The sequence below is a fragment of the Nocardia fodinahabitans genome, from assembly GCF_052983615.1.
Genome location: NZ_JBRJJC010000001.1, coordinates 6,691,310 through 6,714,899 on the forward strand (window position 1 = coordinate 6,691,310; position 23,590 = coordinate 6,714,899).

Annotated in this window: 25 protein-coding genes; 12 read left to right on the forward strand and 13 right to left on the reverse strand. The window is 70.1% G+C overall.

Translation table 11 applies throughout. The features are described from left to right. Window positions 1–271: 271 nt before the first annotated feature. The gene (locus tag NV348_RS31595; protein WP_447150141.1) at window positions 272–1,423 is read right to left on the reverse strand and encodes a hypothetical protein; all 1,152 of its coding nucleotides are present in this window, start codon (window positions 1,421–1,423) and stop codon (window positions 272–274) included. 10 nt (window positions 1,424–1,433) lie between these two features. Beyond that, window positions 1,434–2,360 carry a metal-dependent hydrolase gene (locus NV348_RS31600; RefSeq protein WP_447150142.1) on the reverse strand — a complete coding sequence of 309 codons (927 nt, stop codon included), beginning with the start codon at window positions 2,358–2,360 and terminating at the stop codon, window positions 1,434–1,436. Between the two features lie 134 nt (window positions 2,361–2,494). On the opposite strand from NV348_RS31600, the gene NV348_RS31605 reads away from it, so the two are divergent. Next, complete coding sequence (locus tag NV348_RS31605) at window positions 2,495–3,115, forward strand: TetR/AcrR family transcriptional regulator (RefSeq protein WP_447151200.1); 621 nt, start codon at window positions 2,495–2,497, stop codon at window positions 3,113–3,115. On the opposite strand, the gene NV348_RS31610 is transcribed toward NV348_RS31605, so the two are convergent. Together NV348_RS31610 and NV348_RS31615 are read right to left on the reverse strand one after the other, a co-directional pair. Then, entirely contained in the window at window positions 3,081–3,914 is an 834-nt protein-coding gene (locus tag NV348_RS31610) for an SDR family oxidoreductase (RefSeq protein ID WP_447150143.1), read from the reverse strand. The genes NV348_RS31605 and NV348_RS31610 overlap by 35 nt on opposite strands. Window positions 3,915–3,919: 5 nt before the next feature. Continuing rightward, a complete protein-coding gene (locus tag NV348_RS31615) occupies window positions 3,920–4,699 on the reverse strand; it encodes a crotonase/enoyl-CoA hydratase family protein (RefSeq protein WP_447150144.1) in 780 nt (259 codons plus the stop codon). Between the two features lie 243 nt (window positions 4,700–4,942). Here NV348_RS31615 and NV348_RS31620 point away from each other — a divergent pair, with 243 nt between their 5' ends. Further along, on the forward strand, window positions 4,943–5,362 hold the full coding sequence (locus tag NV348_RS31620; protein WP_447150145.1) for a YciI family protein: 420 nt from the start codon (window positions 4,943–4,945) through the stop codon (window positions 5,360–5,362). Window positions 5,363–5,373: 11 nt separating this feature from the next. Continuing rightward, complete coding sequence (locus NV348_RS31625; RefSeq protein ID WP_447150146.1) at window positions 5,374–6,660, forward strand: RNA polymerase sigma factor; 1,287 nt, start codon at window positions 5,374–5,376, stop codon at window positions 6,658–6,660. Here the strand turns inward: NV348_RS31625 and NV348_RS31630 are convergent. Next, entirely contained in the window at window positions 6,644–6,880 is a 237-nt protein-coding gene (locus NV348_RS31630; RefSeq protein WP_447150147.1) for a hypothetical protein, read from the reverse strand. The genes NV348_RS31625 and NV348_RS31630 overlap by 17 nt on opposite strands. Window positions 6,881–6,955: 75 nt before the next feature. Between NV348_RS31630 and NV348_RS31635 the strand changes: the two genes are divergently transcribed. Next, entirely contained in the window at window positions 6,956–8,311 is a 1,356-nt protein-coding gene (locus NV348_RS31635) for an MFS transporter (protein WP_447150148.1), read from the forward strand. 38 nt (window positions 8,312–8,349) lie between these two features. Here the strand turns inward: NV348_RS31635 and NV348_RS31640 are convergent, their stop codons facing one another. Genes NV348_RS31640 through NV348_RS31665 form a run of 6 tightly spaced genes read right to left on the reverse strand, consistent with a single transcriptional unit; the run spans window position 8,350 to window position 14,455 of the window. Beyond that, window positions 8,350–8,826 carry a nucleoside deaminase gene (locus tag NV348_RS31640; protein ID WP_447150149.1) on the reverse strand — a complete coding sequence of 159 codons (477 nt, stop codon included), beginning with the start codon at window positions 8,824–8,826 and terminating at the stop codon, window positions 8,350–8,352. After that, entirely contained in the window at window positions 8,823–9,803 is a 981-nt protein-coding gene (locus NV348_RS31645) for an ornithine cyclodeaminase family protein (protein ID WP_447150150.1), read from the reverse strand. The genes NV348_RS31640 and NV348_RS31645 overlap by 4 nt, the downstream gene beginning before the upstream one ends. A 29-nt stretch (window positions 9,804–9,832) precedes the next feature. Next, entirely contained in the window at window positions 9,833–10,759 is a 927-nt protein-coding gene (locus NV348_RS31650) for an ABC transporter permease (protein ID WP_447150151.1), read from the reverse strand. Then, complete coding sequence (locus tag NV348_RS31655) at window positions 10,756–11,901, reverse strand: ABC transporter permease (RefSeq protein ID WP_447150152.1); 1,146 nt, start codon at window positions 11,899–11,901, stop codon at window positions 10,756–10,758. Before NV348_RS31655 ends, NV348_RS31650 begins: the two co-directional genes overlap by 4 nt. Next, window positions 11,898–13,457, reverse strand: a complete 1,560-nt coding sequence (locus NV348_RS31660; RefSeq protein ID WP_447150153.1) for an ABC transporter ATP-binding protein — start codon at window positions 13,455–13,457, stop codon at window positions 11,898–11,900. The genes NV348_RS31655 and NV348_RS31660 overlap by 4 nt, the downstream gene beginning before the upstream one ends. A 5-nt stretch (window positions 13,458–13,462) precedes the next feature. Further along, the gene (locus NV348_RS31665) at window positions 13,463–14,455 is read right to left on the reverse strand and encodes a BMP family protein (protein ID WP_447150154.1); all 993 of its coding nucleotides are present in this window, start codon (window positions 14,453–14,455) and stop codon (window positions 13,463–13,465) included. A gap of 136 nt (window positions 14,456–14,591) precedes the next feature. On the opposite strand from NV348_RS31665, the gene NV348_RS31670 reads away from it, so the two are divergent. Further along, window positions 14,592–15,338: a GntR family transcriptional regulator gene (locus NV348_RS31670; protein ID WP_447150155.1), complete on the forward strand. Its 747-nt coding sequence runs from the start codon at window positions 14,592–14,594 to the stop codon at window positions 15,336–15,338. 88 nt (window positions 15,339–15,426) lie between these two features. On the opposite strand, the gene NV348_RS31675 is transcribed toward NV348_RS31670, so the two are convergent. Further along, window positions 15,427–16,320 carry a LysR family transcriptional regulator gene (locus NV348_RS31675; protein ID WP_447150156.1) on the reverse strand — a complete coding sequence of 298 codons (894 nt, stop codon included), beginning with the start codon at window positions 16,318–16,320 and terminating at the stop codon, window positions 15,427–15,429. Between the two features lie 70 nt (window positions 16,321–16,390). Between NV348_RS31675 and dapA the strand changes: the two genes are divergently transcribed. Together dapA and NV348_RS31685 are read left to right on the forward strand one after the other, a co-directional pair. Then, window positions 16,391–17,317, forward strand: a complete 927-nt coding sequence (gene dapA, locus NV348_RS31680) for a 4-hydroxy-tetrahydrodipicolinate synthase (RefSeq protein WP_447150157.1) — start codon at window positions 16,391–16,393, stop codon at window positions 17,315–17,317. Beyond that, complete coding sequence (locus tag NV348_RS31685) at window positions 17,314–18,840, forward strand: DHA2 family efflux MFS transporter permease subunit (protein ID WP_447150158.1); 1,527 nt, start codon at window positions 17,314–17,316, stop codon at window positions 18,838–18,840. Before dapA ends, NV348_RS31685 begins: the two co-directional genes overlap by 4 nt. Window positions 18,841–18,958: 118 nt before the next feature. On the opposite strand, the gene NV348_RS31690 is transcribed toward NV348_RS31685, so the two are convergent. Then, window positions 18,959–19,390: a type II toxin-antitoxin system Rv0910 family toxin gene (locus NV348_RS31690; protein WP_447150159.1), complete on the reverse strand. Its 432-nt coding sequence runs from the start codon at window positions 19,388–19,390 to the stop codon at window positions 18,959–18,961. Window positions 19,391–19,677: 287 nt separating this feature from the next. Here NV348_RS31690 and NV348_RS31695 point away from each other — a divergent pair, with 287 nt between their 5' ends. The 5 genes from NV348_RS31695 to NV348_RS31715 are packed head-to-tail and all read left to right on the forward strand — an operon-like array spanning window position 19,678 to window position 23,586. After that, window positions 19,678–21,069, forward strand: coding sequence for an ATP-binding protein (locus tag NV348_RS31695; protein WP_447150160.1), 1,392 nt, complete (start codon window positions 19,678–19,680; stop codon window positions 21,067–21,069). Continuing rightward, window positions 21,047–21,457: a roadblock/LC7 domain-containing protein gene (locus NV348_RS31700; RefSeq protein WP_447150161.1), complete on the forward strand. Its 411-nt coding sequence runs from the start codon at window positions 21,047–21,049 to the stop codon at window positions 21,455–21,457. Before NV348_RS31695 ends, NV348_RS31700 begins: the two co-directional genes overlap by 23 nt. Then, on the forward strand, window positions 21,457–21,807 hold the full coding sequence (locus NV348_RS31705) for a DUF742 domain-containing protein (RefSeq protein ID WP_218717406.1): 351 nt from the start codon (window positions 21,457–21,459) through the stop codon (window positions 21,805–21,807). Before NV348_RS31700 ends, NV348_RS31705 begins: the two co-directional genes overlap by 1 nt. After that, entirely contained in the window at window positions 21,782–22,384 is a 603-nt protein-coding gene (locus NV348_RS31710) for a GTP-binding protein (protein ID WP_447150162.1), read from the forward strand. The genes NV348_RS31705 and NV348_RS31710 overlap by 26 nt, the downstream gene beginning before the upstream one ends. Continuing rightward, window positions 22,381–23,586, forward strand: a complete 1,206-nt coding sequence (locus NV348_RS31715) for a cytochrome P450 family protein (protein WP_447150163.1) — start codon at window positions 22,381–22,383, stop codon at window positions 23,584–23,586. The genes NV348_RS31710 and NV348_RS31715 overlap by 4 nt, the downstream gene beginning before the upstream one ends. Window positions 23,587–23,590: the final 4 nt, after the last annotated feature.

Genomic DNA, 23,590 nt, shown 5'->3' on the forward strand with positions numbered 1-23,590 from the left:
GGACCCGTGGTCGGCCCACCGCGTGTCTGATCGACGGCGGCGCGGGTGGTGTCGCGGGACAACCGGACGGCCGAGAACGGCGTCGACACCACGAACCAGATCAGCACCCGGCCGAAATGCGCGCGCAGCGGTGGTGACCACCTTGGTGCCGTGCCGCTCGATGTCGAGCATCGTGACCTTCTCGGTTCGGCCTCCGCGAGGGTGATGCCGATGCGGGAAGGTTCGCCCGCGGTGCCGACGCCGCGGGCGGGCCTTCGTCGATCGGACAGACCTAGTTGGTCACCGCCGTGTTCTCGACCGCGGGTGCGGGCGCGTCGGGGGTGGGGCGCGGCAGCGTGAACGTCGCCACGATCGACAGGCTCGCGATGACGAAGCAGGCCAGCGTGTACCAGAGGTTGCCGATGGGATCGCCGTCGGCGGTTTCCCCGTTCACCGCGTCGAAGAACGCGGGCAGCGCGGCGAGCCAGAGACCGGCCATGACGACCAGGTACACGATGGCGTAGCGCTGGACGAACGGGTTCGTGTAGCGCGGTTCCGTCGTCTCGCCCCGGCGCAGCTCACGCCACCGGCGTACCAGCACGACCGCCGCCACCACCGAGAGAGCGATCAGCTCCAGTGCGTAGACCACGCCGCGCACCGTGGTGCTGCCCGCGCCGAGCACCGTCGCGGGAAGCGGCAGCAGGAAGGTGCCGACCGAGGCCAGCAGGCCGATCACGACTGTGCGCCAGACCAATTCGACACCGGAGAAATCGCGGCCCTGGTCGACGTGTCGCCCGACGAAGTACTGCACGCAGAACGCCAGCGACATCGGCCACAGCGCCGCGAACACCACGACGCTGCCCACCGGTACCGAGTCGAACATCGGCTGGTTGAGGGGATTGTCGATCGACCACTCCCACCACCGCAGCTGCGGCCCGAGATGGTCGAAGATCTCGTAGAACGCGTGGTGCACGAAACCCACGCAGGTCGCCCCGACGAGGACGCCGTAGCGCCGGAAGACACCGAGCATCCGGACGATCCCGAAGGCCAGCGTGGCCATCAGCGGATAGATCGCCACGATGTAGATCGGCAGCCTGCCCCACAGGAAGTCGACGGTGAACACGTTGTGCGCGAACATCGTGTCGACGTGGTCCTCGATGCCGAACGCGGCGGGGAAGTACAGCGGCGGCTCGATCACGAACAGGTAGGCGGTCGCGCCGAACCACACCACCAGATCGGTGGGGTCGCCGTGGCGGCGCAGGCGCGCGATCGCGTACACGAGCGCGAGCACCGCGCCGAGCACGATGGTGATCTCGAGAACGGGCAGCGTCCAGTTCTCCAGGGCGAACGGACTGCGGAACTCGACGAGCCCGCCGGCCTCCTCGCAGGAGAAGCCCAGCTGGGTGGCGAGGTCGGCGAAGGTGGGGGAGCAGTGCTCGGCCATCGGGGTGCTCCTAGGAACTCACGGAATCGGCGGTGTACCAGCGGGTGACGTCGTAGCCCTCGTCGTAGCGGCGGAACCACTCGTCGGCCAGCGCGGGCAGGTTCTCGTGCGCGGGATTGTGCCGGGGCATCTGGCTGCGGATGATGCCGCCCAGGGCGACGAGCTGTTCACCCATGCCGAGATCGTCGAACGCGCGCGGCATGGTGCCGTTGTCGGCGGGCCGCAGCCCGGGCAGCAACCGGCGCAGGGTCTGCCCGCGCCGGTAGTTGGCGAACATCGACAGCGCGTCGACCTGCCGATCCACCAGCGGCACATGCTCGTTGAAGCCTTCGCAGGCCACCCGGATCACCTGCAGGACGTGCCGGAAGATCGAGGGGGCCACCCGCATCCGGTACAGCTCGCTGTTCACCACGGAGTTGAAGATGATCAGCGCCGAACTGCGGTGCTCGACCTCCTCGACGAAATGCCAGATGAACAGCGAGGCCACCCGATCGTCGCCGGGGGCGAACAGGGTCGAGTCGTTGTCGAGCATCAGCTTGAACACCGGGGTGAAGGTGGCCTCGAGATCGGCGGTGTAGGCCAGGCGGTACTTGACCGGGGTGCTCGCGGTGAGCTTGTCGAACTCGGCGATCACCGCGTCGAGGGTCTGCTGCAGGCCGGGGTAGCGGCGGATCAGCGCCTTCACGTGCTGGCGGTGGGCGGTCGAATGCTGACCCTCCTGCCGCATGAACGCGTCGGCCTCCTCGGCCACCTCGGGGTCGGTGATCTGCGGCTTCGCCTGCGTGATCAGCTGCACGATCATCTTCTCGAAGCCGATGGCCAGGAACGAGACGGCGTTGGCCATCGAGGAGAAGGCCGGATTCTGCGGGTTCCACAGGAACGGCACATCGTAGTCGGCGAAGGCGAAGTCCATTTTGCGGACATGAAGTTCGGTCACGGTGGAGTACCTCGTTGTCTCGGGCGTGCGCGAGCCGCTCGGGTGGTTTGAGGTAATCATACGAATGGACTGTCGTGTGTATGATCACTTTCGCGGAATTCGCGCTGACCTGGGGTTGTGCTAGCGTCCACCCGGTGGCGCGCAGACGTGGATGGGGTGGCAGTCCGCCGGCGGACGATGCCGAGGCGTCGCGCCGGATCGTCGCCGCCGCCGTAGATCTCATCGGCCGGACCGGCGCGGAGATCAGCATCGCCGACGTCGCGGAATCGCTCGGCGTCATCCGCCAGACCGTCTACCGGTATTTCCCCAGCGCCGACGCGCTGATGACGGCCGCGGCCATCGCCTCGGTGGACGGCTTCCTCGACCGGCTGACCGCGCACGTCACCGGACTCGGCGACCCGGCCGACGCGATGATCGAGGCCGTCGTCTACACCCTCACCGAGGTCCGCCGGACCCCGCACCTGGGCATCATGCTGTCGAGTTCGTACTCGAACCTGCACACCGACAGCCTCACCTCCGACGAGGCGCAGGCCTTCGGCATGACGATGATCCGGCGCTTCGACGTCGACTGGGCCGCACACGGATACGACGAACCGGCCCTGCGCGACCTCGTCGAATACGCGCTGCGCACGATGCAGTCGTTCTTCCTCTCCCCGGGCGATCCGCCGCGCGCCGACGACGAACTGCGGCGCTACCTGCGCCGGTGGATGGGGACCGCGATCAGCGCCCAGACGGCGCCGGCGCCGGGCCGATGAGATCGGCCAGGGCCGTGTCGATATCGGGCCCGGTGAGTGTGTGCCGGACGCTGCGCAGGACCAGCCGGCGGGGGCGCGGGCAGTCCGCGGGCCCGGAATCGTGGTCGGTGGGCACGATGCGCGCGGGGGCGCCGAGACGGTCGCGCACCCGGGTCAGGAGTTCGTAGCGGCTCACCGTCTCCGGGCCTGCGAGGTGGACCACGCCGGACTCGTCGAGGAGTTGCTCGAGCAGGGGCGCCAGGCTGGGGAGATACAGCGGAGTGCCCACGATATCGGTGCGCGCTTCGACCGAGGGGGCGGCGAAGCGGGCGAGGAATTTGTCCGAGCGCGGGCTGCGACCGTAGACGAGGGGGAGCCGGACGACGAGGTGTCCGGCGCGGGCCAGCACCCGCTGTTCGGCCGCGGCCTTGGTGCAGCCGTAGACGTTGATCGGGGTGCGCAGGGCGGTTTCGTCGTAGGTGTCGCGGGTGCCGTCGAAGACATTGTCGGTCGACAGGTACACGAGCTTGGCGCCGGCGTCGTCGACCGCGTCGAGCAGGGCGGCCATCGGCGCCACATTGGCCGCGTAGGCGGCGTCCGGATCATGTTGGGCGGCAGCCAGATCCACGATGCCCGCGGTGTGGATCACCACGTCGACGCGGTCCGCGACGAGCGCGCGGACCGCTTCGGCGTCGGCGAGATCCAGCCGGACCAGCCCGGATCCGCCGCGGCTGGTCCCGACGACATCGTGCCGCGCGCCGAGTTGCGCGTACAACGCGCCGCCGACGAAGCCCGAGGCGCCGAGGACCAGGATCCGCATCGCGGTCAGCGTGCCTGCCAGTTGGGCTTGCGCTTCTCGGCGAAGGCGAGGGTGCCCTCGCGCACGTCTTCGGTGCGCGCGACGCCCATGATCTCGCGGTTGCTCAGATCCCAGGCGGCGTCGTCGGCGAGCTTGCCGTCGACCAGACCGAGGGCGACCCGCTTGCTCGCCTGCACCGCCAGCGGCGCGTTCTGGGCGATCCGGCCCGCCAGCTCCAGCGCGGTGTCGAGCACCAGTTCGGCCGGGACGACCCGGTTGACCAGCCCGAGCTCCAGCGCCCTGGCGGCGGTGATCGGCTCGCCGGTCAGGATCATCTCCATGGCGACCTTGCGCGGCAGCTGCTCGGGCAGCCGGAACGCGCCACCGGCGGCGGCGAACAGGCCGCGGGCGACCTCGGGCAGGCCGAAGGTTGCTGTCTCGGCGGCGACGGCGAGGTCGCTGGCGAGGACGAGTTCGGTGCCGCCGCCGAGCGCGAAGCCGTTGACCGCGGCGATGGTCGGCTTGCTGATCGGGTGCCGGACGAATCCGGCCAGGTTCCACTGTTCGTTGCCCGGCGCCAGGATGTTCTCGCCGCGACCGATCGCCTTCAGGTCGGCGCCGGCGCAGAAGGCGCGCTCGCCCGCGCCGGTGAGCACGACCGCGCGGATCTGCGGATCGGCCTCGGCCTGCTCGAGCGCCGCACCCACCCCTGCGCTGACCTCGGCGTCGACCGCGTTCATGGCCTGCGGCCGGTTGATGACGACGACCAGCACATGCTCGCGTTGCTCGACGAGGACTGCGCTCACGATGGACTCCTAGACTCTCTGCCTGTCCGCTGTGTCGCGTGACAGGTCCCCTCGAGATGTATCACGCCGGGGCGCGATGGGTCCCCGGATCGGGCTACTCACCGGTTCTCGCGCGGTCACCGGAGACTGTGGAAAACTCGGGGAAGGAATTTTTGGTCGGTTGTCGATCGGTGCCGTAGCCCGTTCGACCTAGGGATGAACAAGGGCCCACACCGGGTCCACGCCTACCCGAGGAGACAGACCATGAAGTACATGCTGATCATGCGCGCGACCGACGACGCCTGGGCCAGGGCGGCCGAGCTCGACTTCAACGAGATGCTGGAAACCATGGGCAAGTTCAACGACGAACTGATCCGGGCCGGCGTGCTCGTCGCCGCCGAGGGCCTCGACGACGCTGCCGAGACGGTGGTCGTCGACTACGCCTCGGAACCCCCGATCGTCACCGACGGTCCTTACGGCGAGACCAAGGAACTGTTCGGCGGTTACTACATCCTCAATGTCGCCTCCAAGGAGGAGGCGGTGGAATGGGCCAAGCGGATGCCGATGACCGGTCCCGGCATCAAGACCGAGATCCGCCGCGTCCCCAGCATCGACGAATTCCCGCAGGACAACAAATGGATCCTGAAGGAGCGGGCCTGGCGCGAGGACACCGGTCAGCTCTGAACCGGACGACGATGACCCAGCACACCGGCCGGGAGGCGGTCGCCGCGGTCTGGCGGATCGAATCGGCTCGAATCGTCGGCGCGCTCGCCCGCTACACCGGCGATTTCGCGATGGCCGAGGATCTCGCGCAGGAGGCGCTCGCCGAGGCACTGGTGACCTGGCCGCGCGACGGTGTGCCGCGGCAACCGGCCGGCTGGCTGCTCACCGTCGGCCGCCGCCGTGCGATCGACACCTACCGGCGGCGCTCCGCGCTCGACGACCGGTACGCCACCCTCGCCGGAAATCTCGGTGAGGGTGGCGTACTGACCGGCGGCGAGGCGGCCGACCCGGTCCGCGCGGCCGACGCGGTGCTCTGGGATCCCGACCAGATCGACGACGACGTGCTGGCGCTGATGTTCATCTCCTGCCACCCGGTGCTCTCGCGGGAGGCGCGGCTGGCGCTGACCTTGCGCGTGGTCGGCGGTCTGACCAGCGACGAGATCGCGAAGGCCTGCCTGGTACCGACCGCGACCGTGCAGGCCAGGATCACCAGGGCGAAGAAGACACTCGGCGCGGCCGAGGTCGCGTTCGAGGTGCCGCCCGCCGCCGAGCGCGGCGCGCGCCTCGGCTCGGTGCTCGGGGTGATCTACCTGATCTTCACCGAGGGGTCCTCGGCCAGCGCGGGCGAGGACCTCATCCGCTTCGACCTGGCGGGCGAGGCGCAGCGGCTGGCCCGGGTACTCGCACGGCTGATGCCCGGCGACCCCGAGGTGTACGGGCTGCTCGCGCTGCTGGAGCTGACGGCGGCGCGGTTTCCCGCCCGGACCGGGCCCGACGGCGAGCCGGTGCTGCTCGAGCAGCAGGACCGCCGCCGCTGGGACCACTCCGCGATCCGGCGTGGCCGGGCGGCGCTGGCCAAGGCCGCGCAGGTCGGTCGCGGACTCGGGGCCTACGGACTGCAGGCCGCGATCGCCGAATGTCACGCCGTCGCACCGTCGGTCGAGTCGACGAACTGGGAGCGGGTGGTGCTGCTCTACGAGGCGCTGGGCCGGCTCGCGCCCTCACCGGTAGTGGCCCTGAACCGGGCGGTGGCGGTATCGATGGCCGAGGGGCCCGCGGCCGCGCTGCCGATCGTCGACGAACTGGCCGCCGGGGGCACACTGGCGCAGTCGCACCTGCTGCCGAGTGTGCGGGGCGAACTGCTCACCCGCCTCGGCCGCACCGACGAGGCACGGAAAGCGCTCACCGAGGCGATCCGCCTGTGCGGGAACGAACGTGAAAAGGCGGTTCTCGCAGGTAAACTCACCGCTCTCGGCTGAGTCCCAGCCCGGACCGCGCCGGACCGCCGTCAGCGCCTCGGCGCGCGAGCAGGTCATCGGCAGCTGTCAACCACCAGGTCGCGCCGGCGCGCACATCCGCGTCACGCTCGTGATCGTCGGCGGCGGCGATCACGACCTCGAAACCGCTCATGTCGCCCCGGTGCTCGGCGATGATCGCCAGTATCTCGACGAGCTGATCCGGGCTCGCCTCGGGACACAATCGTCGCACAGTCGTAAAGTTTGTTCGGCTAATCGTCGGGTAGCCCGTAGAGGCGACGACGAGAGGTTTGTGTAGATGTCACAGGAATCGAAATCGGTGCTGCATCGCGCGATCGGTGCTTCGGCGATCGGCAATGCGGTCGAATGGTTCGACTACGGCGTCTACGCCTATCTGGCGACCTATATCGCCGCGTCCCTTTTTCCCGGAGACGGCGAGGGCTCGAGTGTCGTCTACACGCTGCTCGGATTCGCGGTTTCCTTTCTGATCCGCCCGATCGGCGGCATGATCTGGGGTCCGCTCGGCGACCGGATCGGGCGCAAGCGGGTACTGGCGACGACCATCGTGCTGATGGCGGCGTCGACCCTGGCCGTCGGTCTGATCCCCAGCTACGAGGTCCTCGGGATCGGCGCGCCGATCCTGCTCTACCTGCTGCGGATGCTGCAGGGCCTGTCGGCGGGCGGTGAATACGGTGGCGCCGCGACGTTCATGGCCGAATACGCACCCGATCGCAAGCGCGGATTCTATGGCAGTTTCCTGGAAGTCGGCACGCTGGCCGGTTTCACGCTCGGTAATCTGGTCGCCCTGCTGCTGGTGAATGTGCTCGACGATCCGGCCATGGAATCGTGGGGCTGGCGAATTCCGTTCCTCATCGCCGCGCCGCTCGGTTTGGTGGGTATGTACCTGCGGAACCGGGTGGAGGACACGCCGGTCTTCCGTGAGGTCGAACGCAACGACGAGACCGAGGAAACCGTCGGTGTCTATCGCGACCTGGTGACCAAATATCTGCGCCCGGTGCTGACCCTGTTCGGTTTGGTGATCGCGCTCAATGTCGTGAATTACTCGCTGCTGAGCTACACGCCGACCTATCTCGGCAATACCCTCGGCATGGCGGAATCCGACGCGCTGCTGGTGCCGTTGATCGGCCAGATCGTCATGCTGGTGACTCTGCCGTTCCTCGGCGCGCTCTCGGACCGGGTGGGCCGCAGGCCGATGTGGCTGTTCTCGTGTGCGGCGCTGATGATCATGGTCATCCCGGTGTACAAGCTGATCGGCAGCTCGCTGACCGGCGCGATCGTCGGTTTCGCGATCCTGGGGCTGCTCTACGCCCCGCAGCTGGCGACCATCTCGGCGACCTTCCCGGCCATGTTCCCGACGATCGTGCGCTTCGCGGGGGTGGCGATCGGCTACAACGTGGCCACCTCGCTGTTCGGCGGTACCGCGCCGGTGATCAACCAGGCGTTCATCGATGCCACCGGCGATCACCTGTTCCCCGCGTACTACATGTTCGGCGCCTGCCTGGTCGGCTTGATCGCCGCCTGGTTCCTCATCGAGACCAAGGGTGTCTCGCTGCGTGGCACCCAGGTGCCGGGGACCCCGGAAGCGATCGAGGAACAGCGCGACCTGGGCGACGATCCCGTCCCGGTCCGCTGAGGCGATGCCGGTCGCCGTGGTGGCGACCGGCACCCGGCTCATCGGGCCGCGGCGGCGTGGAAGACAGCGAGCGCTTCCGCACCCAGGTGCGGTCCGCTGACCAGCACCGGCACGTTCGAGGTGGCGACCAGGTCGGCGCAGGTCAGCCCGAAACTCGGCCCGCCCGACAGGATCTGCCCGAACTCGGCGGCCGCCGCGGCGAATACGATCCGCCCGACCTGCGCCCAGACCATCGCGGCCGCGCACATCGGACACGGTTCACCACTGGCGTAGACGGTGGCGCCGCGCAACGCCTCGGCCTTGCCCGCGGCGGTGGCCGTGGTGATCGCGACCAGCTCGGCGTGCGTGGTGACGTCGCCGCTGCTACCCACCGCGTTCTCGCCCTCGGCGACGACGCGACCGTCGCGGTCGACGGCGACCGCGCCGAACGGGCGGTCACCGCGCGCTGCGGCCTGTCCGGCGAGCTCGATGGCGCGACGCAGGTGGGTGCGGTCGTTCTCGGTGAGTGCGGTCATGCGCTGAGGTCCACTTCCGTTCCGATGCCGTTGGCGCGAGCCTTGTCGATGAGCAGGCGGGCGGCGGCCAGGTCCTGCAGGCCGATGCCGACCGAGTTGAACAGGGTGATGTCACTATCGCCGGTGCGGCCCGGTGTCAGCCCCGCGACGACCTCACCCAGCTCGGTACCCACCGCCGCCTCGGTGATCGCGCCCTCGGCGATGGCCAGCAGCGTGTCACCGGACTTGGTGAGCGTGGTTCCGACCGAGTCCACGACGACGCTCGCGCGGCGCATGGCAGCGCCGTCGACCTCCCGGTGATCGGCCCGCGGTGGTGCGCCGACCGCGTTGACGTGCAGCCCGTCGCCGAACCACGCGCCGCGCACGATCGGCTCCCGCGACGGCGTGAGGGTGCACAGGATGTCGGCCGCGCGGGTGACCGCCTCCGGCGAGGGCTGCGCCCGCACCTCGAGTCCGAGGTCGGCGATGGCCGCGCGGAACCGTTCGACGGTCTCGATCGATCGCGACCAGACCAGCACCGTGTCCAGCGTGCGCACCAAAGCGATCGCGCGGGTGTGCTCGACGGCCAGCCCGCCTGCCCCGATCAGTCCGAGAACCGAACTGTCCCGGCGCGCCAGGTATTTCGTCGCCACGGCGCTGGCGGCGGCCGTGCGGACGGCGGTCACGAGGCGCCCGTCGATGAGCGCTTCGCAGCCACCGTCGGCGGCCGAGGTCACCAGGATCGCCGAGCGCTGTACCGGAAGTCCGCGCTCGCGGTTCGCGGGCAGATCGGCCAGCAGCTTGACCGCGGCGGCGCCGGCGGATGCGGCGGCGGCGACCATCGGCACGAAGGCCGCGCCGCCGAGCGTCACGGCGGGGGGCGCGGGGACCAGCGCGGTGCCGAGCGCGAGGTCGGCGTGCGCGCGTTCGACCGCGGCCAGCACCTCGGCGCGGTCGAGGACGGCGGCCACATCGGAATGCGACAGGATCAGAGTCAACGCAGGTGCTCCTCGAAAGCGGGGACGGGTCAGGAAGTTCGGGCGAAGGCGACGGTCAGGTCGCGCGGCGAGCGGCTGTTGCCGACCAGGCCGCTGACGGCGACGATCGCGATCAGGTAGGGCAGCATCACCAGCAGCGCGAAGGGCACGTCGACACCCAGCGCGGGCAGCGCGAACTGCAGCGCCTGCGCGATGCCGAAGAACACCGACGCCCAGATCACGCCGAGCGCGCGCCAGCGGCCCGCGATCACCGCGACCACGGCGAGATAGCCGATGCCGCCGGTCATGTTGTCGCTGAACGAATGCACCTCCGACAGCGCCAGCTGCGCACCGCCCAGGCCCGCGGCGACCGCGGCCAGCAGCACGCAGCCGTAGCGGACGGCCCGCACGGACAGGCCGGTGCGGTCGGCGGCGACGGCGTCCTCGCCGATGGCGTCGATCACCAGGCCGAGCTTGGTGCGGCGGGAGAACACGATCGCGAGGGCGACGACGACGGCGATGCACAGGTAGCCGAGCGCGGTCTGGCCGAACAGGGCGGGACCGATCACCGGGATCCGGTGCAGCAGGGGAATCCGCAGTGGGTCGAAGCCGGGAACCGTGTGGCCCTTGCCGTCGGCCAGCAGTAGCCGCGCGCCGTAGGTGGTCGCGCCGAGGGCCAGCGCGTTGCCGGCGATGCCGACGACGATCTGGTCGGCCCGCAGACCGATGCTCCAGATCGCCTGCGCTACACCGAAGATCAGTGCGGCGACCACGGCGGTGAGTGCTCCGAGCACCGGCGAACCGGTGGTGACGGCGCCGAGCACACCGGCGAACGCACCGGTGAGCATCATCGCCTCGAGGCTCAGATTGAGCACGCCCGCGCGTTCGCTGACCAGTTCGCCGCCGGCGGCGACCAGGATGGGCAGGGTGAAACCGATACCGCTGGTGGCGATGTCGGTGACTGTGTCGAGACTCATCGCGGCGCTCCTGCCAGGTCGGTGGAATCGGCGGTATCGATCGGGGAAACCGGTGGGGGCGGGGCGGGTTCGGACTTGCGCGACGATCGGGTCCACAGGGCCGCGCCCGCGATGAACACGATCATCAGCGACTCCACGACCGAGATGGTCGAGGCGGGCACGTTCGCCGCCAGCTGCAGATTGATCCCGCCGGAGACGAGGAAGCCGAGCAGCAGCGACACCGCGACGACGGCGGACAGCGAGCCACGGGCCAGCAGACCGACGACCAGGCCGGAGAAGCCGTACCCGGAGGAGAAGCCTTCAGCGAGCACGAACGGCGCGGTGGCGACGAGCAATCCGCCCGCGATGCCGGCGAACGCGCCCGCGGCCGACAGGCTCAGGAATCGCAGTCGCTGCACCGGCAAGCCGAGCCTGGCCGCCGCGTCGGGGTTGAGCCCGACCGCCCGCAGCCGGGTGCCGAGTGCGGTGTGGCGCACCAGGATCGCCGCGCCGACCGCCGCCGCCACCGCGATCCACAGGGCGATCGTCGCGGGGGAGCGCTCGATGCCGAGCAGCGGCAGATGTGCCGCCGGCGTGAGCGGCTCGGACTGCGGCAGCGTCTCCGAGGACGTCACCGGCTGCCGCAGCAGCGCCGGCTCGTGCACCACCAGCAGCACCATCGCCATGCCGACGAAGTTGAGCAGCAGCGTGGTGATGATCTCGCTGGTGCCGCGCCGCACCCGCAGGTAGGCCGCGATGGCGGCCCACAGCCAGCCCGCCGCACCCGCGCCCACGATGACCGCGGGCAGGGTGATCGCAGCGGGCACGCCGGTGAGGGTGGTGCCGATCGCGGTGGCGGCGATCCCGCCCGCGCAGATCTGGCCCTCGCCACCCACATTCACCAGTCCGGCCCGGTGCGCGATGGTGAAGCCGACCGCCACCAGCATCAGGGTGGCCGCGACATTGAGGGAGGCGCCGATCGCGTAGTCGCTGCCGAACATGCCCTCCCACAGCGCGGTCATCGTCGCTGCGGGTGCGGCGCCGGCGGCCGCGGCCAGGATCAGCCCGATCACCCCGGCGGCGAGCATCGCGGCCACGGCCACGACAACCGGTTGCTGCGCCCACCGGCGCAGGGGGATGCGGTGCGCGAGTGCTGCGGTCATGCCGCGACTCCCATCATGAGTTCGCTGATCTGTTGGGGCGCGGCCGGATCGGATGTCTCGACCGGTCCGGCGAGCGCGCCGCGATAAGCGACGAACACGCGATCGCACAGGGCGAGCAGTTCGGGCACCTCGCTGGACACCACGAGCACGGCGCAGCCGTCGGCGGCGGCCCGGCGCAGCTGGGTCAGCACGAAATCGACCGCGCCGATGTCCAATCCGCGCGTGGGCTGGGCGGCCACCAGGCACCGCAGGTTCGCGGTGGACAGCTCGCGGGCCAGCACCACCTTCTGCTGATTGCCACCCGAGAGCGATCCCATCCGCACCCAGGGTCCCGCCGCGCGCACGTCGAACCGTTCGAGTTCGGCCTGTGCCGCCCGGCCCATGGCGCGCTTGTCGAGCAGGCCGAACCGGCGGAAGCGGCCGAGCTGTCCGAGGAACAGGTTCTCGGCGAGCGTCATGTCGGCGACCATCGCGTCACGGTGACGGTCCTCGGGGACGACCCCGAGCCCGAGTCCGGTGCGGATGGCCGGGCGCGCGGCGGTGATGTCGATGCCGTCGAGGGTGACGGTGCCGCCGGTGGCCGCGACACCGCCCGCCAGCACGGCGACGAGTTCGCTCTGGCCGTTGCCCTCGACGCCCGCGATGCCGACGATCTCGCCAGGGCGCACCGCGAGCCGCACCTCGTCCAGCGCGACGCTGCCGTCGGGGCGCGTTGCGCTGACGCCGTCGACCACGAGCACCGGCGCGGCATCGCCGAGATCGGCCGCCGCCGCGCGCGGCACGGGTGCGGTCGCGGTGTCCAGGCCGAGCGTGGCGGCCACGGTCGGGTCCAGATCGGCGGCGGTGCGCCCGACCATGGCGGTGAGCAGCTGGGCGATGCTGGTAGTCGACATCCGCCCGCCACCGGCCACCGTGCCGCGGCGCAGCACGGTCGCGGCGTCGGCGACCCGGGCGACCTCACCGAGCTTGTGCGTCACCAGCACCACCGCCTTGCCGTCGGCGGCGACGGCGCGGCAGGTGTCGATCAGCGCGTCGATCTCGGCCGGATCGAGCACGCCGGTCGGTTCGTCGAGCAGGATCAGCGACGGATCGCGCAGCAGGGCCTTGACGATCTCGACCTTCTGCCGCGCGCCGACCGGCATGGTCGCCACCCGCTGATCGAGATCGATGCGCAGCCGGTAGCGCCGCGCGATCTCGTCGAGGCGGTCGGTCAGTTCCGCCCGGCGCATCCGCACGCCCCGCTGGGTGAGCAGCAGGTTCTCCGCGACGGTCATGGTGGTGACCAGGCTGAAGTGCTGGTGCACCATGGCCACCCCCGCGGCCATCGCGGCGGCGGGGGAGTCGGGCCGGAACTCGGTGCCGCCCAGCATCATCCGGCCCGTGTCGGGCCGGTAGCCGCCGAAGACCAGGTTGCACAGCGTCGACTTGCCCGCGCCGTTCTCGCCGAGAACGCAATGGACGGTGCCGGATTCGACGGTGACGTCCACATCGTGCAGGGCCTGCACGTCACCGAAGCTCTTACCCAATCCCTGCAGGGTCAGTGCGGAAGCGCTCATCGGGATCAGTACGGCTCGACCGCGCCGGTGGACAGGGCCGTCTTCGCCTTGGCGAGCGCGTCGGCGACCGCGGCGTCCTTGCTGCACAACACGAAGTCGGTGCCGTCGTTGGGCGAGGTGAGCCCGAAGCGCACGTTGTCGGCCTTCCAAGAGTTGTCCAGTGCGGCGTTCACGGCGTATTCGACCTCGGCGCCGATGTCGGTGTGCACGTAGCCCAGGTAGACCGGATTGGTGCAATCGCCGGGGATCGGGCCGCCGACCATGGCCGCGCCGGACTGGGCCGCGGCCTGCTCCATGCCCGCCTTGCCGAGGTTGACGATCTGGCCCAGCGCGCCCGCGCCCGCACCGTAGTCGGCCAGGGCGGCCTGCTTGGCCTTCGCGGGATCGTTGAAGTCGCCGACGTACTGCGGGGTGAGCACCTTCACGTCGGGCTTGGCGAAGCGGGCGCCGTTGCCGAAGGCGTTGGCGGCGTTGACGATCGCGGGCAGCTCCACGCCGCCGACGAAGGCGACCGCGCCGGATTTCGCGCCTGCCGCAGACACCGCGCCGCTGAGGAATTCGGCCTCGGCCTGCTGCGGGTCGTAGTAGGCGAGGTTGGCCATCGGCGCGGCGTCGGCGGGACCGCCGATCTCGACGAACTTCACGTTCGGGAACTGCGGGGCGACCTTGCGCACGTCGGCGTCGGTCTGGCCGCCGAGGGAGATCACCAGGTCGTTGGTGGAGGCGAAGCGGACCAGGGCCTGCTGGTAGTCGCTGGCGGCGACCTGTTCGACCTTGCTGAGCTCCACCTTGTCGCCGAGCTTGTCGGCGACGCGCTGGTACCCGAGATAGCCCGACTGCATGAAGCCGGTGTCGGAGAGTGAGCCGGGGAAGAACACGCCGACCTTCAGCTTGCCGCCCGAAGCGGCGGAATCGGAGGATCCGCAGGCCGACAGCAGGGCGGCGGCGGCGAAGGCGGCCGAGCCGACGGCGATCGCGCGCCGAGTGGACTTGTGCACGGGGTACTCCTTGATCGAACGAACCGCTCACTTAGCGGTATACCGTTAAGTGTCAGCCTGGTGCCCACAGATGACGGGCGGATTACCGAAACGTAAGAAACGGTCGCTGGTGGCCGGCGGTACTACCGTGGTGGACGTGCGAGCGCGGAAGGATGGTGCGGTGGCGGAGGAACCGGCGAAGAAATCGCTGCGGGATCGGGCCTATGAGGAACTGCGCGACCGGATCATCGACCTGCGGCTGAGCCCGGGCCAGCGGCTGGTCGAACGCGATCTCGCGACCGAGCTGGAGATCTCCCGGATCCCGCTGCGCGAGGCGCTGCAGATGCTCGAGCGCGAGGGTCTGGTCGTCATCGTGCCGCGGCAGGGGGCGATCGTCGCGCCGTTCACCGTCACCGATGTGCGCGACCTGTTCGACGTCCGCGAGAGCCTGGAGGTCCTCGCGGCCCGCCTGGCCGCCGAACGCGCCGAACCCGCCGACCTCACCGCGCTGCGCGAACAGCTCCAGGCCGCGCGCCGGGCCACCGCCGCCGGTGACCAGGCCGCGATCGCCGCCGCCAACGCCGGCTTCCACGCGCTCATCGTCGAGGTCTCCGGCAACCCGCTACTGCAATCGTTGCTGCGCCCCTTGGCATCCCGCGTCCGCTGGCTGTTCCACCTCACCAAGGAACGTGACCCCGGCACCCAGTGCGAGGAACACGAAGCCCTCTACGCCGCGATCGCCGCGGGCGACCCCGACGCCGCCGCCGAGATCGCCTACCGGCACGTGGCCTCGGGCCGCGAACCCAGCCTCGCCCTCTCGGCCCAGTGGTCCATGCCCGCCATCGACCCGGTCACGGCGACCCGCACCCGCCAGCGGAGCACCCACCGCGAGAAAACCGCCTGAGGTGCCGTCGCGCTGACCATCGCCACCGAGCTGCATCCGCCGAAGATCATCAGCGGGCGGGCCCGCGCGGCAGCGCTTCTGAGGGCGGTCACCGGTCGCGCTGAGCCTTGTCGGCCGTGGCGCGCAGGGCGATGCGGGCGGCGGTGATGGCGGGGTGGTGGGTCATGCCGTGGCGGTAGGCGAGGTGGGTGTGGCGGCGGGTGGTCAGCGGGGTGAGCGCGATGTCCTCGGGTGGAGAGTGCAGGGCGAGGGCGGGGACGATCGCGGTGCCCGCGTCCGCGGCGACCAGGGCCAGCACGGTGGTGAAGTCGTCGGCATGGTGGCGGATGCGTGGTGTGAAACCCGTTGCCTGGCAGGCACGGAGGGTGACCGTGTGGCACAGGGTGCCGGGTGTTCCCGCGATCCACGGGGATTCGCGGTGGTCACGCAGGGGATCGCCGTCGGACGGCGGGTATCGGGTGGCGAGGTAGACGGTTTCGGTGTGCAGGGGCTCGGTGTGGATGGCGGGGTCCGCGGTGGCCGGCACCAGGTCGTAGTCGTGGGTGAGGGCGATGTCGAGGGTGCCCGCGCGCAGGGCGTCGGGGACCTCGGCGGGGTCGATCTCGGTGACCGTGAGTTCCAGCCGGGGATGGTCGGTGCTCAGGGTGACCAGCGCGGGGGAGAGCAGGGTGCGGGCGGCGGTGGGGAAGGCGCCGATGCGCAGGGTGCCGACGAGTTCGTCTCGGGCCCCGGCCAATTCGGCGTCGGCGCGTTCGAGCGCGGCGAGGATGGTCTCGGTGTGGCCGACGAGCAGCTGGGCGGCCGGGGTGAGCGCGACGCGTCGGCCCGTGCGCTCGAGCAGGGCGACACCCGCCTCCCGTTCGAGCGCGGTGAGCTGTTGGGAGACCGCCGAGGGCGTGTAGCTGAGCGCCTCGGCGACCGCGGCGATGGTGCCGCGATGGGCGAGTTCGCGCAGCAGGCGGAGCTTACGAACGTCCAGCATCAGCACAGCTTACGTTCATCGTCATGAATGTGAACTGGACCTGATGTATCGATGGCTCGACGATGGACCCATGACATCGCTGCAGGGGCTGTTCGTCCCCATGATCACGCCGTTCACCACCGACGGTGACCTCGCGCCCGACGCGCTGGCAGCGCACGCGCACCGTGTCCTCGACGCGGGCGCGACCGGACTGGTCGCGCTGGGCACCACCGCCGAGCCCTCCGCACTCACCGCCGGCGAGCGCGAGCGCGTGCTCGACCTCTGCGCGGCCGTGTGCGCCGAACGGGACGCGCCGCTGATCGTCTGCGCGGGTGGCAATGCCACCGCGGAGTCGGTCCGCGCCGTGGGCGCGCTGCGGCATCCGGTGGCCGGAGTGCTCGCGGTGGTGCCCTACTACGTCCGGCCCAGCGAGGAGGGCGTGGTCGCGCACTTCACCGCGCTGGCGGCGGCCAGTCCGGCCCCGCTGTACGTCTACGACGTGCCGTATCGCACCGCGCGCCCGCTCAGCGGTGACACGCTCGTGCGGCTCGCGGACATCCCGAACGTCGCCGGATTCAAGCACTCCGTCGGCGGTGTCGACGCGGCCAGTGTCGAGCTGATGGCGCGCGCCGGGTCGACGACGACGGTGCTGTGCGGGGACGACCGGTTCGCCTCGGCGCTGCTGGCCCTCGGCGCCCAGGGCGGCATTCTGGCAGCGGCGAACATCGCGCCGTCCGCCTACGCCGAGCTGGTCGCCGCCTGGCTCGCCGGTGATGTCACGCGGGGCCGCGCCCTCGGCCACCACCTCGACGCGCTCGGCGCCGCACTGTTCGCCGAACCGAACCCGACAGTGATCAAAGCGGTGCTCGCCGAGTGGGGGCAGATCCCCAGTGCGGCGGTCCGATTGCCGCTGCTGCCCGCTTCGTCCGAATCCACGATCGCCGCGCTGCGGGCGTCGGAGGCGGCGGCAAGATTTCACTGGTCTTCGGCGGTGAAAAGTGCCAGGCTCAAGCGGTGACGAAACCTCCGGATATCGGCGCCGCCGATCCCACCTCCGACAAGCTGGACGCCGCCGTACTCAAAGTGGCGGGCGTCGTCGTACTCGGCGCGGTGATGTCGATCCTCGACATCACCGTGGTCACCGTGGCGATTCCGACGTTCATGGCGGACTTCAACGCCTCCGTCGAGGTCGTCGCCTGGACCATGACCGGCTACACCCTGGCACTGGCCTCGGTCATCCCGATGACGGGCTGGGCAGCCGACCGCTTCGGCACCAAACGCCTCTATATGGCGGCGCTGACCTTCTTCATCCTCGGGTCGGTGCTGTGTTCGATGGCGTGGAGTATCGAGTCGCTGGTGGCGTTCCGCGTCATCCAGGGCATCGGCGGCGGCATGCTCATGCCGCTGGGCATGACGATCATGACCCACGCCGCGGGCCCGCAGCGGATCGGCCGCGTGATGGCGGTTCTCGGTGTGCCCATGCTGCTCGGCCCGATCTGCGGCCCCATCCTCGGCGGCTGGCTGATCGACTCCTTCAGCTGGCACTGGATCTTCCTCATCAACCTGCCGCTGGGCCTGGTCGCGTTGGTGCTGGCCTACATCGTGTTCGCGCCCGACCAGCCCAAGCCGTCGGAATCGTTCGACTTCGTCGGCATGCTGCTGGCCTCGCCCGGCCTGGCGCTGTTCCTGTTCGGCGTCTCCTCCATCCCGGAGAAGGGCACGGTGCTCGCCGCGCGCGTGCTCGTCCCGGCGATCATCGGCGCGGTACTGCTGGTGGCGTTCGTGTTCCACGCCTTGCGCACCGAGCATCCGCTGATCGACCTGCGCCTGTTCCGCAACCTGTCGCTGCGCTTCTCGGTGCTGACCATGTCGCTGTTCGCGACGGCGTTCTTCGGCGCCGGCTTCCTGCTGCCCAACTACCTGCAGCAGGTGCGCGGTGAGACGGCGTTCGACTCCGGTCTGCTGATGGCGCCACAGGGTATCGGCGCCATGTTGACGATGCCGATCGCCGGCTTCCTGGTCGACAAGATCGGACCGGGCAAGATCGTGCTGTTCGGCATCACCTTCATCACCATCGGCCTGGCCGGGTTCACCCAGCTCGAGGCCGACACGTCCTACCTGATGATCGGCGGCGCGCTGTTCGTGATGGGTCTGGGCATGGGCTGCACCATGATGCCGGTGATGACGGCCGCCATCCAGACGCTCTCGCACGCCCAGGTCGCGCGCGGTTCGACGTTGATGAACATCATCAACCAGACCGCGGCCTCGATCGGCACCGCGATGATGTCGGTCGTGCTGGCCGCCCAGCTCGACGATCACCCCGAGACCCAGATCGGCATCGCCTCCAACGCCAAGCCCGAACTCGCGGCCCAGTTCCCGCCCGAGGTGATCCAGCAGGGCCTCGACCTGGCCGCCGAGGCGTTCAGCAACACCTACTGGGTGACGGTGATCCTCGCCGGCCTGACCCTGATCCCGGCGTTCTTCCTGCCGCGGACCAAGCCGGACGCCCCGGTCGACGCCGAGGCGTCGATCATGGTCTGATCGGCCGACGACACGAAAGCCCGGGTGGGACACGATGTTCCACCCGGGCTTTCGCATTGTCTCAGCGCCGACCGGCGATCTCGTGCAGCACCCGCACCAGCCGATCGACCGGCGGAACTCAGCCGTAGAGCTTCACGAATGCCTCGAGCGAGCGTTCGATATCGCCGCGCAGCGCCTTGGCCACGGCCGAACCGATCGGGCCGAACAGTGGTGCGCCGCCGAGGTCGATGTCCACGCCGACCTTCGAGCCGGTGCCTTTCGGCTCGACCAGCATGGTCAGGCCGAACTTGGTGCCGCCGATGCCGGCGCCGGTGAGCGCGAGCCGGCGCGGGGGCTCGGCGGTGCGCACGGACCAGGTGACCTTGTTGCGGAATCCCTTCACGCGCGCGATGCCGACGAGCACGGTGCCGGGGGTGAGATCCTCGGGCAGGGTGCCGCGCCACGCCTCGTGGATGGTCAGCCAGTCGCCGAGCGCGGGCAGGTCGGAGGCGTGCGCCCACGCCTGGTCCGGTGGGACGGGGACATCGACGGAGAGCTTCAGTTTCGCCACGCCCGGATGGTATCCGGTACCCGAGGTTCCGCCTCGACCGGACCGGGGCATAGCAAACCAGAATAGATCAAGTGCCCAGGTAAGTGGGTGGGAATTCTGATGCCGGACAGGACGATCCGCGCCGGACTCGATCATGGTGCTGCTACTGTGTGCGGGTCGCTGGAAGCGGAGCGTGTGGATCGGATATCCGAGCCCACCGCGCTCTCCCGGGGCGAATGCCTCCCCGGGCGGGCCGGTGAGGGCCCACCGGCCAGGGCGTGATGTGGTCGACGACGACGAAAGATCTGATGAACTCAGGAATCGCGGTGCTGTTACTCGTCATCGGAGCGCCGCTGTTACTGCTGGCGCTGGCCGTGACGGTGTTCGCCATGCGCAACGAGCGCCAGCAACGACTGCGGGCCGACGCTGCCATCCGCGAGCGTGTCGCGTGTGAGAACGCGCTGATCCAGCTGGCGCAGACGACGCTCCCGGCGATCACCACAGCCGTGCGCAGGCACGAGATCCCCGCGGTCGCCATCGATCTGCCCGCGGAGCTGCAGGAGACGCAGGTCGGCCAGGTGCTGCAGATGATCGCCACCGGCCACGCGGAGGACCTGCGGGTGGTCGCCGAGGAGACCAGGGCGATGGTCGAACGCTACGGCGAGCAGCGGCGCACCAGCGAGGTGCAGGCCGCGCAGGAGGCGGCGCGCGCCGACCTGTCGGCCACCTCGCGGGCCGCCACCAGTGCCGCGGTGCGCTCGTTCGGAACCTCCGTGGTGAGCCTGGGTACCGACCTCGGCCAGGTGGTGAGCGCGGCGCTGCGTGAGCACCGCGACGACGCGATCTACGAGACGCTGACCAGGATCGACCACACCGTCCAGCAGATGATCCGGCAGGCGCAGTCCTACGTGATCGTCTCCGGCGGTCTGCCCGGCAGGCGCTGGCCGCAGCAGTCGCTCACCGACGTGGCGGGCGGCGCCACCGGACGCGTCCGGGAATACCTGCGGGTGCGCTCGGGGCAGTCCGACCGGGTGGTGATCAGCCGCGCGGTCGAACCGCTCGTGCATACCCTGGCCACGCTGCTCGACAACGCGCTGCGGTATTCGCCGCCGTCGTCGTTCGTCGAGGTCGGCTTCCAGGAGGGGCATCACGGCGTCACCGTGATCATCGACGACGCCGGCATGCGGATGAGCCCGGAGCAGCTCGAGGACGCGCGGCAGGTGCTCAGCGGCGAACGCGCCGTCGACATCCACGATCTCGGCCCGGCGCCGAAGGTCGGTTTCCCCGGTATCGCGGCGCTCGCGCGGCGCTACGGGTTCTCCGTCCACGTCGACGGGCCGAACATCTTCGGCGGCATGCGGGCGATGGTCTACGTGCCGTCGGCGCTGCTGGTCAGCGGTGCCGCGCCGCGGCTGCCGGAACCGGAACTCGCCGCGCCCGCGCATCTTCCGGTGCCCGTGCCGACGCTGGTCGAGGTCGACGCGCCGCACGCCGAGGTACACGAGATCACCAGTGGGGGACTACCCAAGCGCCGCCGCAGGCCGGTCGCGCCGGATTCGGCGGGAGTACCCACCGAAGAAGCGGGGCAGGCTCGCCCCGACCTCGCCGCTGCCTGGCACAGCGGCTCCCGCAGCGGTCGCCTCGCTGCGGCCGAGCGAACCACGGAAGGAACAGCCGATGAGCACACCGGTAGCCGATAGCACGAACCGATTGGCGTGGCTGCTCGAGGATCTGGAGATCCCCGGCGTCCGCTTCGCGGTCCTGCTCTCCGAGGACGGCCTGCGGATCGCGCACTCCCGTGGCGTGGCCAAGGACGACGCCGAACGCTTCGCCGCGGCCGCCTCCGGCCTGCGCTCGCTCGGCAAGGCGCTCGGCGAGTTCTGCGGTGGTCCCGCGAACACGGTGCGCCAGAACATGACCGAGTACGACGAGGGCATGGTGATGATCACCGCCGCCGGTTCCGGCGCCCTGCTAGGCGTCGCCACCACCGCCGACGTCGATGTCGCGCTGGTGGCGCACCGGATGAACGAGCTCGCCTCACGCGTCGGCCACGAGATCGGCAGTGCGCCGCGGCACGGTGGCAGGTAATGAGCCGGGGCAGGCGCGATCCCGACCTGGTCAGATCGTATGTGCGCACCGGTGGCCGGGTTCGGGCCGCCCATGAACTGGACCTGGTGACCCTGGTCCGCTCGGTCGCCGACGCGCGGCCCGATCACCGTCCCGACGAGCGCCGGGTCCTCGCGCTCACCAGCCGCCGCGGCGCGCTCTCGATCGCGGAGCTGTCGGCGTATCTGGATCTGCCCGCGTCGGTCGTGAAGATCATCGTGTCCGATCTGCTCGACAGCGGTCATCTGCAATGCCCGACTCCGGCCGAAGTGAAGCCGGAACTCGCGTTGATCAAGGAGGTGCTGCATGGTCTCCGTGCCATCGCGGGGTGAGGTCGACTACGTCGCGGAGACCGTGACGCGATCGGTGAAGATTCTGGTCGCGGGCAATTTCGGCGTCGGCAAGACGACCTTCGTGTGCGGGGTGTCGGAGATCCGGCCGCTGCGCACCGAGGAGACCATCACCGAGGCCAGCATCGGCGTCGACGACATGGCCGGGCTCGGCAGCAAGGTGCAGACCACCGTCGCCCTGGATTTCGGCAGGCTCACCCTGAATCCGCAACTGGCGCTGTACCTGTTCGGCACGCCCGGCCAGGAACGCTTCGCCCCGCTGTGGGAGGAGCTGGCCCGCGGCGCGCTGGGCGCGCTGGTGCTCGTCGACACCCGGCGCATCGAGAAGGCCGACGACGTGCTCTCGGCGCTGGAACAGCGCGGGGTGCCGTACGCGGTGGCGGTCAACGAGTTCGAGGGCTTCCGCCGCTACCCGCTCGAAGAAGTGCGTGAGGCGCTCGATCTGGCGCCGGAGACGCCGGTCGTCGCGGTCGACGCCCGGCGCCGCGACCACGGTCTGCGCGCGCTGATCACGTTGGCGGAGTATCTGTTCCGCAGGCAGGAAGCAACAGCATCATGACAGTGGACCTCTCGGCCGACGAGCGGGTACCGATGTACGCCCCCGAGTTCGCCGCCGATCCCCAGGCGGCCTACCGGGAGATGCGGCGCCGGTTCGGTTCGGTGGTGCCGGTCGAGTTGTCGCCGGGTATCCGCGCGACCCTGGTCATCGGGTATCACACGGCGGTCCGGATCCTCAACGATCCCGAGCACTTCCCGGCCGACCCGCGGATGTGGCAGCGCAATATCCCGCAGGACTGCCCGGTGCTGCCGATGCTGCAGTTCCGCCCGGCCGCGCTGCGCACCACCGGTGCCGAACACCTCAGGTACCGGCAGGCCAATGTCGCCGGCATCGCGGGCGTGGATCTGTACTCGATGCACGCCACGATCGAGCAGTTCGCGATCCCGCTGATCAACAGTTTCTGTTCGACCGGCGCGGCGGACCTGCTGAGCCAGTACGCGTTTCCGCTGGTGTTCCAGGCGCTGAACTCGATGCTGGGCTGCACGCCCGAGATCGGTCAGCAGGTGGCCACCGGCATGGCGCAGATCTTCGAGGGCGACGACGCCGAGGCGGGCAACAACCTGCTCGCCTCCGCCCTGACCGACCTGGTCGCGCTGCGCCAGCGCGAGCCGGGCGACGACGTCGCCACCCGGCTGCTGCACCACCCGGCCGCGCTCACCGACGAGGAGATGGTGCACCAGCTGCTGGTGCTCTACGGCGCAGGCATCGAGCCGATGCTGAATCTGGTGGTCAACACGCTGCGGCTGATGCTCACCGACGACCGCTTCGCCGGCGACGTCCTCGGTGGCAGTCTGTCCACCCGCGACGCGCTCGACGAGGTGCTCTTCACCGACCCGCCGTTGGCCAACTTCTGCATGACCTACCCGCGCCAGCCGATCCTGGTCGACGACATGTGGCTGCCCGCCAACGAGCCGGTCGTGATCAGCATGTCGGCCTGCAACAACGATCCGGCCATCGCCGGGCGCGATGTGGTCGACAACCGGGCGCACCTGGCGTGGAGCGCGGGCCCGCACGGCTGCCCGGCCAAGTCGGTGGCGTACCTGATCGTGCAGGACGCGATCGACCAATTGCTCGACGCCCTGCCGGAACTGCGGCTGGCCGTGCCCGCCGAGGAACTGGTGTGGCGGCCCGGCCCGTTCCATCGTTCGCTGGCCGCGCTGCCGGTCGAGTTCCCGAAGACGCCACCGCTGCCGATGCCGTGACCCG